Consider the following 12,052-nt stretch of genomic DNA (forward strand, 5'->3'; position numbering starts at 1 on the left):
CGCCGGCCCTTGGGCCAGAAGTGCGGGCGAGGCCCAGCTCCAATGACTAGTTCTGACGGCGAAAAAAAGCTGCTGTTCCTGACCGGGCGACTCGCCGAGCCCCGTCTCGCCGAGACGGTGGCGGCTATGGGCCTGCCCAACGGCTCCTGGCGCATCGCCAACCTCGGCATCAAGGTCGCGGCGCTGATGACCGAGAACATCGTCCGCAATCGCTTGAAAGAGCCGCTCGATGCCGATCGCGTCATCGTCCCCGGTCGCGTGCGCATGGACCTGTCTCACCTCGCCGAGCACTATGGCGTGCCCTTCGAGCGCGGCCCGGACGAGATCATCGACCTTCCCCAATTCTTCGGCCAGGGCGGCGAGCCGCCCGATCTGTCGAAGAATGATATCCGTATCTTCGCCGAGATCGTCGATGCGCCGGCCTTTTCGACCGAGGCACTTGTCGCCCGAGGGCGAGAGCTTATCGAAAAGGGCGCCGATGTCGTCGATATCGGCTGCCAGCCAGGCGTCCCGTTCCCGCACCTGGAAGAGACCGTCATCGCGCTGAAGCAGGCAGGCTTCAAGGTCAGCGTCGATTCCGGCGACACTGAAGAACTCCGCCGCGGTGCGCGCGCCGGCGCCGACTTCGTCTTGAGCCTCGATGAGTCCAACCTCGACGCCATCGACGGAACAGACTGCGTTCCAGTGCTGCTGCCCAGGCCCCACGGCGATTTGGATTCTCTCGTACGCGCCATCGAGCTGTGCAAGGCGAAGGGCATCCCGCACATCGCCGATCCTGTGCTCGATCCCATCAACTTTGGCTTCATGACCTCGCTCGAGCGCTACGCCGAATTGCGCCGCCGCTGCCCCGATGTCGAGATCCTCATGGGTACCGGCAACCTGACCGAGTTGACCGACGCTGACAGTCAGGGTGTCACGGCGCTTCTCATCGGCATCTGCGCCGAGCTGCAGATTCACAACGTGCTGATCGTACAGGTGTCGCCGCATACCCGCCGAACCGTCGAAGAGCACGACGCCGCCCGCCGCCTCATGTATCGCGCCCGCGAAGACGGCAACCTCCCGAAGGGCTACAACGCCGGACTGCTCTCACTGCACGAGTTGCGTCCCTTTCAGGATACGCCCGAGCAGATCGCCGCCAATGCCAAGGAGGTGCGCGATTCGAACTATCGCATCGAGGCCGCCACCGACGGGCTGCATATTTATAATCGCGACGGCCATCACGTCGCCGCCGATCCCTTCGCGCTGTTCGACAAGCTCGGCGTTGAGCACGACGGCGCTCACGCATTCTATCTCGGCTATGAGCTGGCCAAGGCCGAGATTGCCCGCGCCCTCGGCAAGAGATATGCGCAGGACAGCGCGCTCGATTGGGGCGTCGCCGCCGATCGCAAGTCCGAAGACCTGACCCAGCATGCACCCGAAGGGGCCACGCTCAAAGCCGCCCGCAAGGAGAAGCAGGATGCCGCGCATCGTCGAAACGATCGTGACGACGACAAACGCGAAGGGTGAGGCGCATATCGCCCCCCTCGGTTTGATCGCTGACGGCGACAACTGGATCATCGCGCCGTTCCGGCCTTCGCGCACGCTCGACAACCTCAACGAGGTGCCGTTCGCAATCGCCAGCCACACCGACGACGTGCGCGTGTTCGCCGGCTGCGTCACGGGGCGCAAGTCATGGCCGACCTGCACTGCGGAGCGCGTGCCCGGTATGCGCCTCATCGATGCCGTCTCGCACTGGGAGATGGCCGTCGAAAGGATCACCAATGATCAGCAGCGACCGCGCTTTTCATGCCGGTTGGAGTACGAGGCGAGCCACCGTCCGTGGGAAGGCTTCAACCGCGCCCAAGCAGCTGTGCTGGAATGTGCAGTGCTGGTGACGCGCCTTTCCATGCTCCCGCCGGAGAAGATCGAAAACGAGCTGAAATACCTCGAGATCGCTATCTCCAAGACCGCCGGCCCGCGCGAGGAAGAAGCCTGGGGCTGGCTGATGGAAAAGATCGACGCCTGGCGCGCAGCGCAAGTCTGAACGATCGACACCGCTATGCAAGCAGCGCGACGGCGACGGCAGGGGCGCAGCGGCTCGCCCAAGTGCGGCAGTCATCCGTCGCCTGCGCGATCTCAGCGAAGGGGATGGCCTCGCGTCCCTGGGCCTCGGCAATCTGTGCGATCACGTCTGCGCCAACCCCGGCGGCTACGATTGGTGCTCGCGCTGGCATCTCTGCATTCGCGAGCACTTCGCCGATAGCCGCCGCGATCTCGCGCTGTTGTTGATCAGCAATCTCGCGCGCAGCGGCCTGCCAATCATCGAGCGCAGCATCGCCCGCATCCCAGCCGAAGCATCGCGCGAAACGAGCCACGCTTTCCGTCGCAGACTTTCCTCGCCCGTCGAGCGTCGCGTGCTGGTCGACGTCATCGGGAAGCACACCGAGCACGCGTCGCACGTCGGCCATGTTAGCGAAGACACCGGCGGCGAGCCGCTGCGCGCGCCCGCGCAGCACACCGCGTTGCGCCACGCTGCTCACGTCGGTCCGCGTTAATCCGCTGTAGACGAGCTCGCCCGTTGCTAAGCGCTCGCCATCGGTGAGACCCCGAGCAACGATGGCACCATCGCGCACGGCGATGATATCCGTGGTCGTCGACCCCATGTCGGCGAGCAACGCATTGGGCAGTGCACGCGCGACAAGCGCTGCACTGGCCAGAAAGTTCGTCGAGGCAACGCTGATCGGATCGGCGCGAGCATCATCGACGCTCCCGATCCCGCGCAATCCCATCCAGATGCGCGCATCGGGGCCCAGCAACGTCTGCAGCCGGTCGACGATCGCCCGGACGCCGCTTGCGCGGTCGGGAAACACTTCGCACAACTCGCCCGTCATCGTCGCGGCATGACGATCGGCGCGCGCGACGAGATCGCCCGCCGCGGCCAAGGCCGCATCGATCTGGTCGAGCCCCTTCCACAGCGGGCACGCGATCTGGCGCACTGCGATTGTGCGGCCATTCTCGGCCAGCGCTACTTTGAGGTGCGCCCCGCCCACGTCGTAACCGGCTGTAATGGACATGCGATCTCCGCGCGCACGATGCTCCTTCGCACGCAGTGCCGTGTTACACGAGGGGACCGCGGAGGCAAACAAATGGACGTGATCCCGGTTATCGATGTGCGGCACGGCGTGGCGGTTGCGGCGGTCCGCGGCGACCGGGCGGCTTATCGCCCGCTCACAACGCCGCTTGCCGATGGCAGCGATCCCATCGGAGTCGCTAAAGGTTACGCGCGCCTCTTTAACTTTCCCGTTCTCTACGTCGCCGACCTCGATGCCATCGAGGGGCGCGGGGCAAACGCCGCCCTGCCCGAAGGATTAGCCAGCGCAATCCCGGGGATTGCGCTCTGGGTCGACGCCGGCCTGCGCCCGCACGAGGCCGCTGAAATGCTCGCGGTTTCTGACGCAGCGACGCCGGTCATCGGCACCGAGAGCATCGTCGGCGAACAGGACATCGCGACAATCGAAGCTCTCCCGCGCGATCGCTTCGTCCTCTCGCTCGATTTCAAAGGCGATCAGTTCATCGGACCGCCGCGCATCTTCGACACTCCGGAACTCTGGCCAGACCGGCTGATCGTCATGACGCTCGCGCGCGTCGGGTCGGGCGAGGGGCCTGACCTCACGCGCATTGCCGATATCATCGCGCGAGCAAACGGGCGGCGTGTCTACGCCGCGGGTGGCGTGCGCAATCGCGCCGATATCGAAGCGTTGCACAAGGCAGGCGCGGCAGGCGTGCTCGTCGCCACTGCGCTGCACGCGGGCAAAATAAAAGCCGGCGATCTCGATGAGATCGCCGGCCTTTGATGTCGTAGCACGAAGGGGAGAGCAGAACGCGCGCCGGGGGTGTTCTACCCGTTCCAACGGCCAGAAAGCAGTCTACCCAATCGCTGCAGCAGGCCCCTCTTCATAGGCGGGGCATCATCCTGCTGTGGACGGTTTCCGCTTCAAGCCTTCGCACCGAACGGATGCTGAGCCGAGTTGCGCTGAGCGGTCACTTCGGCAGCGGTCGGCTTGCCGGCGACTGCACGAGCGATCGACTCCTTAACGGCGCGATAGTTGTAGTCCTGGATCTTCGCGTCGTCGGCAGCTTCCCAGTGGATGAACACGCCGACGCAGATGAAGATGTCGTCAGCTTCAGCAGCCGGGATCACGCCCTCGGCAACCGAGTCCTGAACGGCCTTGGCGACGCCGTACTGAGCAGGTCCGAACATCTGAACGGCCTGACGGGCGTCCTTGATGGTGACCTTGTTGTACAGGATCGTGTTCGGCTTGCAGGGCAGGTTGGGAGCGATAACAGCGAGGAGGGTCGTGAAACCGTCCTTGTTGTTCGTCAGCGCGTTGCAGAACGCGACTTCAGCGGCCGAGCCGCGCGGACCCATGAGAAGGTCGATGTGTGCGACTTCGTTACCGTCGCCGACGAGCGATTCGCCGACAAGCACCTTGTTGATCTTGGCCATTTCGGGGTTTCTCCCAAGCTATAAGCACCACGAGCACCAACGCCACCCTGCCGAAAGGCCGGGCGCACCAGTTTCTGCCCAATCGAAAAGCCATCCTTCGTTTCTGCGTCCGGCGACGAAGTCGACGAACCGGTTTGCCGGATAGCGGCGCGCCATAAACGCCGCCCCTAGATAGCCTGAGGGCAATATCGAGACAAGGGGCTAAGACGAGCCGTTAAGCCCCATTGCGTCGCACACAGAAGCGACAAAAACGGTTGCTACAACGAGGTCGGCAGTCGTACCCGGATTGATGCCCTGGCGCTTCAGATCGGCATCGAATTCGAGCAATGCGGGCAATGCTTTGGCTGCCGCGACGGGCTGCCAGAGCTTTTCGAGCGCAATTGCCCGCTGACGGACATCATTGGCAACTGCTTCACCATGTTTTCGAACAATGTGGCTGTCTGCAAATTGTGCAAGATAGGCCATGTGCAGCGTCGTGACCGCCAGTGACGGATCATCGCTCAAGGATTGAGCGCGCCGCAGCTCCGGCAACCCAAACTCGAAAATGTCTTCAAAGCCAGTCGTATAGTTGAGCGCGATACGGTCGCGTTCGGCCGCCAGCTCCATCGCCTCGAGCAGGCCAATTGTCGGCGGCACGGCCACATCCTGCTCCGGTGCCGAGCCAAGCCCGCCGGGATGTGCTCGCCGGATCGCCGCGTACACCGAGGCGGCATCGCCTGCATCGAGATTGGCTAACACCGCATTCAGCCGGCCGCGCAGGCCAAGCTCCAGGTTCATTGCCGCAGCGGCCGCAACCGGCGCGCACAGCAGCAGAATGCCAAGGTTCGTATTGCAGCCCGCCGCTGCGAATGACGCTTCGACCGCGCGCAAAATTCGGGTGCCGACTTTCTCCCCGCTGGCCGCGATCCATGGCGCTGCCGCTTCGGCGCTGGCCTCGAATTGCGCGACCTCCATGCCGTGGCCGCTGGAATGGACGTGAACATTGCCCGGCTTGAGCGCAGAAAGCTCTGCGTGACAGGCGGCGATGAACAGCTCGCCGATCTGGTCTTCGCTCAGGCGGGGCATGGTTGCGCAGCCGTGTGCGCCCGCCGGTGTTCGGCAACCGCGTAGAGGAAATCTTCGACGATGGTCTCGGCGATGTTGATATCCGATACGCTCTGCAAACCGCGCCAGGACGGATTGCTGTTCACTTCAAGAACCATGAGGCGCCCGTCAGCTCCGCGGATCAGATCGACGCCGGCATAGTCGCCGCCGACGGCAGCCAGCGCGCCTTGCGCCAGCGAGGCCATTTCTGCGTCAGCCAGATGTGCAACCGGCGCTGCGCCCTGGTGAACGTTGGTGATCCAGCTGCCCGCGCGCCGTGCCATGGCAGCGACGACGCGACGGCGCGTTACCAGAACCCGCCAGTCTTCGAACGTCGCGTTGGAAGAGGGCACGTAGTCCTGCAGATAATAGATGTTGTCGGCTGCCTCGGGCGCCGGCAGCTCGCTCACGCTGTCGACGCGCAGAAGCCCTTTGCCCTGTGATCCGAACAAAGGCTTGTAGATCAGTGGGCGCCCGGCCGCGCTCACGTAAGCATCCGCGGGTGGCAGCGTCTCGACTGTGCGCGTACGCGGCGTCGGAATACCGGCCTTGTGCAGCAAGAACGTCGTCGCCGACTTGTCGACGCAGCGCTCGATGGCACGTGCATCGTTCCACACGCGCACGCCGCTTTCGCGCAGCGCATGCAGGATGCCGAGGCGGAAGGTGATCTGCTCCAGAGTGCCCGCCGAAATGGACCGCACGAATACGGCATCCGGCAGCGCGCCGCTAAAGCCCGGTATGTCGATGCCGCTTTCCAGCCCGGTATCGAACGCGCACCGCGGCAGCGACGTGATGACAACATAGGCGCCGCGCGCGCGCAACGCCTCGGCGAGGCGGCGCACGTGCCAGTTGCCGCTCTCTTCCTCGAGGAAGAGAGCGATCTTCAGGCCGCTTGCGCTTTGCTCAGCGGAAGCTTTTGTCGACGACGTCTGGAGCAAGTTCGCCCGCATGGAATGAGGTGCCGGTGTCGAGGTTCGAAACGATGACCTGAGCCGGGCTGAACAACATCGGATCGATTTTGTAGAAGTCGCCGCCAGCAGCCGCGAAGATATCGGCAAATGGCTCGCCGTATGCCGCGCACGTGCTCGACGGAAGCTGCTTAGCAAGCTGCTCGGCCGCATCGTTGCTGCCGCGTACGAACAGCTGCACGCGCCCACCGTAGATCACAGCGTCGTTTGTGCGGCCCATTGCACGCATGAAATCGGGGACCGGCGGCGCGATCGGGGCCGTGCCGATGCCATCCTCGATGTGCTCCAGCGGGAAGTGCAATTCGTGCGCCTTGTGCAGCGCGACTTCCAGCACGCGCGCCGCGATCTGCACGCTGCCCGCGATGCAGCCGGTCGGTGCGAAAAGGATCGTCAGGTTGCTCGGCTGCACGCCGCACGCTGCCGCGATAGAACGCGCGACCGAAGCAGGCGGGGCCTTGTCGCCCTCGATGACGAGAGCCGCCTTGCTGTAATGGTCGACGTAGTTGAGGTCTTTGTAGAGCGCCTCGACGCGCGAAAGGGCACGCGCCGGTCCCGAGCCGAGCGCAAAGAAGCCGCTCTCCTGCTCGGTGATCTGCCAGCCTGCGTACTGGCTGCCGAGACAGGCGACGACCGGGTTCGCAGCGTGGACGGTGATGCCGAGCGGCCAGCGCTTCAGGCCGGAATCATTGTGCACCGTGACAGTGCCGAGCCCACCGAGGCAGACCTCAGCCAGTCGGCGCCCAGCTTCCAATCCGCCGGGGGCCTTCGCGCCCATGTCGATGAGCCGCTCGCCGGCTTCCCCGGTCGTAACCGAGCAACGCAGTGCGTCGGCGTCGGCCACGATTCCTTCAACGAGCTTGGCTGCGCGCGAAGAGACGCTTGGGGCCGGGCCGTTGTACTTCTGCATTGTCGTTGCGCTCCCTGTTTCGGGGCTGTCCATACAGCATCTGACCCAGTTCGTCCAAGCGCTGACGACAACTCCCTAATGCCGCATCCTGGCTCGCCCCGGAGCCATAAACCGTGGCTATCGGCCTATAGCGGGGAATGTGGGTTCCAGGGGCCGGGCGGTCCGCCGTCCAGGGCGGCAACGGCTCGTCTCCGATGTCGAGCGATCCGGGATCGGCGTAAAGAATTGCTGCAGCGCGAACGTCCATTGAAACGTTCACTTGAGGCGTCTGACCCATCGCTGCCGCGAGGTGCGCGCGAAAGAGACTGCCGCGCTCATCGTCGAACACATCGAGTGTCGCGCCGGGGCGCGGATTGATCTCGAGCAGATAAGGGGTCTCGCCTGCGAGCAGGAAATCGAACGAGACGAGACCGGCAAGTTTGAGTTCGGCACATAGCTTTTCGGCGGCGGCCTGCATCGACGCGGCAACATCCGCCGCTACCTCGACCGGCCCGGCCGCACCGCCGTAGCGATAGGGGCGCGGCCCGCTTCCGACAGACCATTGCCGGCTGATGCCGATCATCTGCATGCGCCCGCCGCTGGCGACCGCGAGCACCGAGTGCGGGATGCCATCGAGACGGCGCTGGTAATATCGCCGCGCGCCTTGCTCAGCCTCCGCTGAAGCAACGTGCGTTCCCCCGCTGCCTCCGATGCGCTTCGACAGCCATCCGGCCGGGTCGCCGGGCACGCGAAGTTGCGTTTCAGGATGTTCGATTGAGAGCTTGTCGAGCAGCGCCGCCAGCGCCACCGGGTCTTTGCAGCGCGCGATTGTCACTGCGTCATTGCCGAGAATACGATAGCGACGCGCCAGCACTTCGATGAGCTTCGGGCGGTCTTCGAAACCCGAGCCGAGCACGAGTCCCACCGGAGGGCTCGTTGCGCGGTGGGTTAGCTCGCTCAGCGCCGCGAGCGTCTGCTTGGTGCGAAAGCCTATGCGAGCCGCATCTTTGACGCACAAAGCATGTGCTGCGTACTCGGCAGTGTCGCTGTCGCCGAACGCGTCGGCGACAAGCGGTTCGTATCCAGCGCGCCGGGCGGAGGCTGCCAGCCCACGCCCGGCCAATGCTGCAATAAGGACGCTTCCGCTGCTCAAGCGGTCAGCGTCCGCGCCAGGTCGAACGCGGCGCGGAAGTCATAGTGCACGGGCTTGTCGGACTCGAGCATGCGCTTGAAGAGGCCGGACTCCGTCTTGTACTTGATGTCGCCTATGGCGAGCGGGCCAACGCCGAGCGCGTTGGAGCCGGGCAGGGCAGCGCCGTCCATGAACAGCTCCATGCCTTCGATGCCCGCGGGCGGAACTGCGTTTACGTCGGCAGCGACGAGCAAGTTCTTCGCCTTGGCGAGATCGTCGGCGGAAAGAACGCGAACGCCGGCAGCAGCCGCTGCGAACACGACTTCAGTGTCGGCGATGATCGCCTGCTTCTGCTCCAGCGTCTCACCCGACTTGGCGATCAGGTCGACGCCGAAGCGCTGCTTCGACACTTCCGCCGACTTGATCACGCGATCGACACCGCGGTGCGCAACCAGCGTCACCTCGGCGCCTTCCAGCGCGGCAATGATCGAGGAGGCGAAGCCGACGACGCCGGTAGCGCCGAACACGGCAACGCGCGTGCCTTTCCAGCCGCGATTGAACTTCGTGCGCAGCACGCGCTCGACGCAGGCGACCATCGCGGCAGCCGTGGTGAACGAGCCGGCCGGGTCAGCCAGAGCGGACAGACCGAACGGCGGCACCAGCGCCTTCTGCACCGCCTCGAGCATGTCGAGAGCGAGGATCGCGTCCTTACCGCCGATGAAAAAGCCCGTGCGCGTGCCATAGTTCGGCGGGCGCGAGAAGATCGCGTCCTGGGTGAGCGCGGTCACTTCCTCGAGCGTCACGTTGATGTACGGGACGATGACCTTCCAGCCGGCATCCGCCGCCATGTTCACGTCGAACGGGGACATATGCTTCTGCGGCGAGAGCATGTGCAAAATCGGAGTGGCTTCGCTCATAATCGGTCTTCCTTGGCTTCTGAACTTATGTGTTGGCGATCTTTTCGACGCTGGCGCCCCTGTTGCGCCCTTCGGCGATGAGGATTTCAAGTCCCTCGCGTCTAGCGACTTCGATGGCGGAATCATAGAGGCGACGGGCAATTTCCTGCGAGGGTGCGAATGCGAACCCGGTCGGGCCCCAGGAGCTCTGGCCGATGCCTACACCGCCGGCCGCACGCAAAGCGTCGACCACGCGCCCGACACCCGGGCTCGTCCACGGACTGCCGCCCTGTGCACTCGCAAAATGGTTGCCGACAACCTTCTGAATCTCGGTCAGCGCATCGCCGAAGGCCGCGATGTCCTCTTCCATCAGCCCGGGTACGAGCTGCATGAGGACGAGCCTGCAAACGTGTGCTGCGGCATCGGCGGGCAGTGGAGGCAGCGCGGCGAATGCATTCGTTTCATCGTCGCCATGCACGCCTGCGGTGCCGGGATCCATCACCAGCAGGGCACGCCACGCCACCGGAAAGTTGGCCCGAACCAGGATCGGGGGCGCACGGTCGAGCTCACCGCGTCCGCCATCGACGATGAACCCGCCTTGCTCGAATGCGGCCATGCCGATCGCCGAGCGCGCACCGCGATTGACCATCTCGCCGAGCCGCGAGGGAATGTGGTCGATGCCTTCGAGCGTCATCAGCGCAGCACCAGCTGCCAGCGCCATCTGTGTGCCCGAGCCGAGCCCGGCGTGCGCCGGAATGGCCGAGGTGACTTTCACCTCGTACCCGGCTGGCAGATTGTAGGCATCCGCAAGCTTGCGCAGCGTTGCGAGCGCGCGCGCATGATCGGGGCCTTCACCCTTGAATGTCTGGCTGCGCTTCAGGACGAGTTCGGTGCGCGGCACGTCAACGGCGAGGCCGATGCTGCCGAACATGCGACCCAGATCGCCGTTCAGATCCAGAAAGCCCAGATGCAGCCGCGCTGGCGCAATAACGCGCACCGCCCCCACGTGCGCTCGTTCGCGCTTGGCGGGTGCATCGGATTGCTTTGCGTCAGCCAGTGGCATTACGGTTCAACCTGTTGGTGCGGTGCCCCCGACCGGAGGAGACAGACAATATGGCGGCTGAGCGCGAAAAGCCCATGCCGGATGCCGAAGTCAATGCATGGCTGCAAAAAAACCTGCCGAAGTGGCATCTTGAGGATGGCTGGATACGGCGGACATACAAGACGAGCGGCTGGAAGGGAACTTTGATGGTAATTAATACCGTCGGACATCTGGCTGAAGCGGCATGGCACCATCCTGATATCACGGCCTCCTATGCCTGGGTGGAGGTGCGCCTTATGACGCACACCGCCAAGGGCATCACGCCCAAGGATCTGGAGCTGGCCCAGAAGATCGAGGAAGTCGTCCACTGGCAGCCGGGTAAGTCGGGTGGCGCCCTGGAGGGAACGCCGGCCTCCGACCAGCGCTTCGCTTACATAAAATACGATTGATCTCCAAGACGCCGGTCGCCGCCTTTTTCATGGGTGCAGCGGCCGGCTCGAGGGGATCGAGGTTTGCTTGCGTCCGGCCGCTTGGCGCGATAACGAGCACGCCTTCCCCCGTCTCGCCTGCGAGCTTCAATGTCTGACCGCCCGAACCCTTCTCTAGACGTTCTTGCTGCGTTTGATTGCATTATCGCCCTCGGGTCCAACCTGGGCGATAAGGCCGCGAACATCGACCGCGCCGTCACCTTGCTGACCGAAATCGGCGATGTCGTGGTCATCGCGCGCTCGCGCAACTACGCCACCGATCCTTGGGGCAAAACGGATCAGGATTGGTTCGTCAACGCTGCCGTTGCGGTTAAGACGCAGCTATCGCCGCGCGAGCTTCTGGCGCGCTGCAAGTCGATCGAGAAGGATATGGGCCGCGTCGAGACGGAGCGCTGGGGACCGCGCATTATCGACCTCGATCTTCTGGTTTACCGCGGCATTTCCATCGACGAACCCGATCTCATTCTGCCGCACCCGCACATCGGCGCGCGCGCCTTCGTACTCGCGCCGCTGATGGACATCGCGCCGGATCTTGTCATCGCCGGAAAAAGCGTGCGCGAGATGTATGCGGATATCGATACCGCCAGCGTGCGCGTGATCGACTGAGGCCCACCTGCTCGGCTTACGCCTTTCTCGGCAGAGCCCAGCACTTCGGCATGTGCGTCATACCGATCTTTTCGTAATAGCCTTCGGCCGCCGGAGCAGCGAGCAGGATCAGCGTCGCTCCTTCGCCGGCTGCGCGATGTGTCTCCGCGATCAGGCGCTTTCCGATGCCCTGGTGCTGATAGGCAGCGTCCACAGCGAGATCGGACAGATAGCAGCAATAGGAAAAGTCAGTGATCGCCCGCGATACGCCGATCAGCCGCTCGCCATCGCGCGCCGTCACGATGATGTCGGCCCCGCGCAGCATTTGATCGAGACGCGACAGATCATCTGCCGGCCGCCGCGCGGCAAGCGTCGATGCGACGAGTATCGACTGAAACTCATGTGCTGAGAGATGCGGCTCTGCTGCATATGCGATGGTCATGATCACACCCGCAAAAGCAAACGCCGCAGCACGGGGCCGCGGCG

The 12,052-nt window shown here is 64.2% G+C and carries 14 protein-coding genes; 5 read left to right on the forward strand and 9 right to left on the reverse strand.

Annotation, left to right across the window (positions count from 1 at the left end):
- Window positions 1-42: 42 nt before the first annotated feature.
- Entirely contained in the window at window positions 43-1,506 is a 1,464-nt protein-coding gene (locus NDB2M4_RS15590) for a DUF6513 domain-containing protein (protein WP_072376724.1), read from the forward strand.
- Window positions 1,457-2,023 carry a DUF447 domain-containing protein gene (locus NDB2M4_RS15595; protein WP_072378180.1) on the forward strand — a complete coding sequence of 189 codons (567 nt, stop codon included), beginning with the start codon at window positions 1,457-1,459 and terminating at the stop codon, window positions 2,021-2,023. Before NDB2M4_RS15590 ends, NDB2M4_RS15595 begins: the two co-directional genes overlap by 50 nt.
- Before the next feature lie 13 nt (window positions 2,024-2,036).
- On the opposite strand, the gene NDB2M4_RS15600 is transcribed toward NDB2M4_RS15595, so the two are convergent.
- Window positions 2,037-3,053 (reverse strand): hydantoinase/oxoprolinase family protein, encoded by a 1,017-nt coding sequence (locus tag NDB2M4_RS15600; RefSeq protein ID WP_072376726.1) that lies wholly within the window; start codon window positions 3,051-3,053, stop codon window positions 2,037-2,039.
- 72 nt (window positions 3,054-3,125) lie between these two features.
- On the opposite strand from NDB2M4_RS15600, the gene NDB2M4_RS15605 reads away from it, so the two are divergent.
- Entirely contained in the window at window positions 3,126-3,833 is a 708-nt protein-coding gene (locus tag NDB2M4_RS15605) for a HisA/HisF-related TIM barrel protein (protein ID WP_072376728.1), read from the forward strand.
- Window positions 3,834-3,973: 140 nt separating this feature from the next.
- Here NDB2M4_RS15605 and fae read toward each other — a convergent pair whose 3' ends face one another.
- The 7 genes from fae to NDB2M4_RS15640 form a co-directional block, all read right to left on the reverse strand.
- Window positions 3,974-4,486: a formaldehyde-activating enzyme gene (fae, locus tag NDB2M4_RS15610; RefSeq protein WP_072376730.1), complete on the reverse strand. Its 513-nt coding sequence runs from the start codon at window positions 4,484-4,486 to the stop codon at window positions 3,974-3,976.
- 201 nt (window positions 4,487-4,687) lie between these two features.
- Window positions 4,688-5,551 (reverse strand): triphosphoribosyl-dephospho-CoA synthase, encoded by an 864-nt coding sequence (locus NDB2M4_RS15615; protein ID WP_072376732.1) that lies wholly within the window; start codon window positions 5,549-5,551, stop codon window positions 4,688-4,690.
- Complete coding sequence (locus NDB2M4_RS15620) at window positions 5,539-6,507, reverse strand: ATP-grasp domain-containing protein (protein ID WP_348533043.1); 969 nt, start codon at window positions 6,505-6,507, stop codon at window positions 5,539-5,541. The genes NDB2M4_RS15615 and NDB2M4_RS15620 overlap by 13 nt, the downstream gene beginning before the upstream one ends.
- Window positions 6,473-7,444 (reverse strand): methenyltetrahydromethanopterin cyclohydrolase, encoded by a 972-nt coding sequence (mch, locus tag NDB2M4_RS15625; protein WP_072376736.1) that lies wholly within the window; start codon window positions 7,442-7,444, stop codon window positions 6,473-6,475. Before mch ends, NDB2M4_RS15620 begins: the two co-directional genes overlap by 35 nt.
- Entirely contained in the window at window positions 7,386-8,576 is a 1,191-nt protein-coding gene (locus NDB2M4_RS15630) for an ATP-grasp domain-containing protein (RefSeq protein ID WP_083556467.1), read from the reverse strand. The genes mch and NDB2M4_RS15630 overlap by 59 nt, the downstream gene beginning before the upstream one ends.
- Window positions 8,573-9,472 (reverse strand): NAD(P)-dependent methylenetetrahydromethanopterin dehydrogenase, encoded by a 900-nt coding sequence (locus tag NDB2M4_RS15635; protein ID WP_072376740.1) that lies wholly within the window; start codon window positions 9,470-9,472, stop codon window positions 8,573-8,575. Before NDB2M4_RS15635 ends, NDB2M4_RS15630 begins: the two co-directional genes overlap by 4 nt.
- A 25-nt stretch (window positions 9,473-9,497) precedes the next feature.
- Window positions 9,498-10,514 (reverse strand): beta-ribofuranosylaminobenzene 5'-phosphate synthase family protein, encoded by a 1,017-nt coding sequence (locus NDB2M4_RS15640; RefSeq protein WP_083556469.1) that lies wholly within the window; start codon window positions 10,512-10,514, stop codon window positions 9,498-9,500.
- A 50-nt stretch (window positions 10,515-10,564) separates the two neighbouring features.
- On the opposite strand from NDB2M4_RS15640, the gene NDB2M4_RS15645 reads away from it, so the two are divergent.
- Window positions 10,565-10,942: a 4a-hydroxytetrahydrobiopterin dehydratase gene (locus tag NDB2M4_RS15645; RefSeq protein ID WP_072376742.1), complete on the forward strand. Its 378-nt coding sequence runs from the start codon at window positions 10,565-10,567 to the stop codon at window positions 10,940-10,942.
- Between the two features lie 129 nt (window positions 10,943-11,071).
- A complete protein-coding gene (folK, locus tag NDB2M4_RS15650) occupies window positions 11,072-11,587 on the forward strand; it encodes a 2-amino-4-hydroxy-6-hydroxymethyldihydropteridine diphosphokinase (RefSeq protein WP_072376744.1) in 516 nt (171 codons plus the stop codon).
- 16 nt (window positions 11,588-11,603) lie between these two features.
- Here the strand turns inward: folK and NDB2M4_RS15655 are convergent, their stop codons facing one another.
- Complete coding sequence (locus NDB2M4_RS15655; protein WP_072376746.1) at window positions 11,604-12,008, reverse strand: GNAT family N-acetyltransferase; 405 nt, start codon at window positions 12,006-12,008, stop codon at window positions 11,604-11,606.
- Between the last annotated feature and the right edge of the window lie 44 nt (window positions 12,009-12,052).

The sequence above is a fragment of the Hyphomicrobium sp. NDB2Meth4 genome, from assembly GCF_900117445.1.
Taxonomy (GTDB): Bacteria; Pseudomonadota; Alphaproteobacteria; order Rhizobiales; family Hyphomicrobiaceae; genus Hyphomicrobium_A.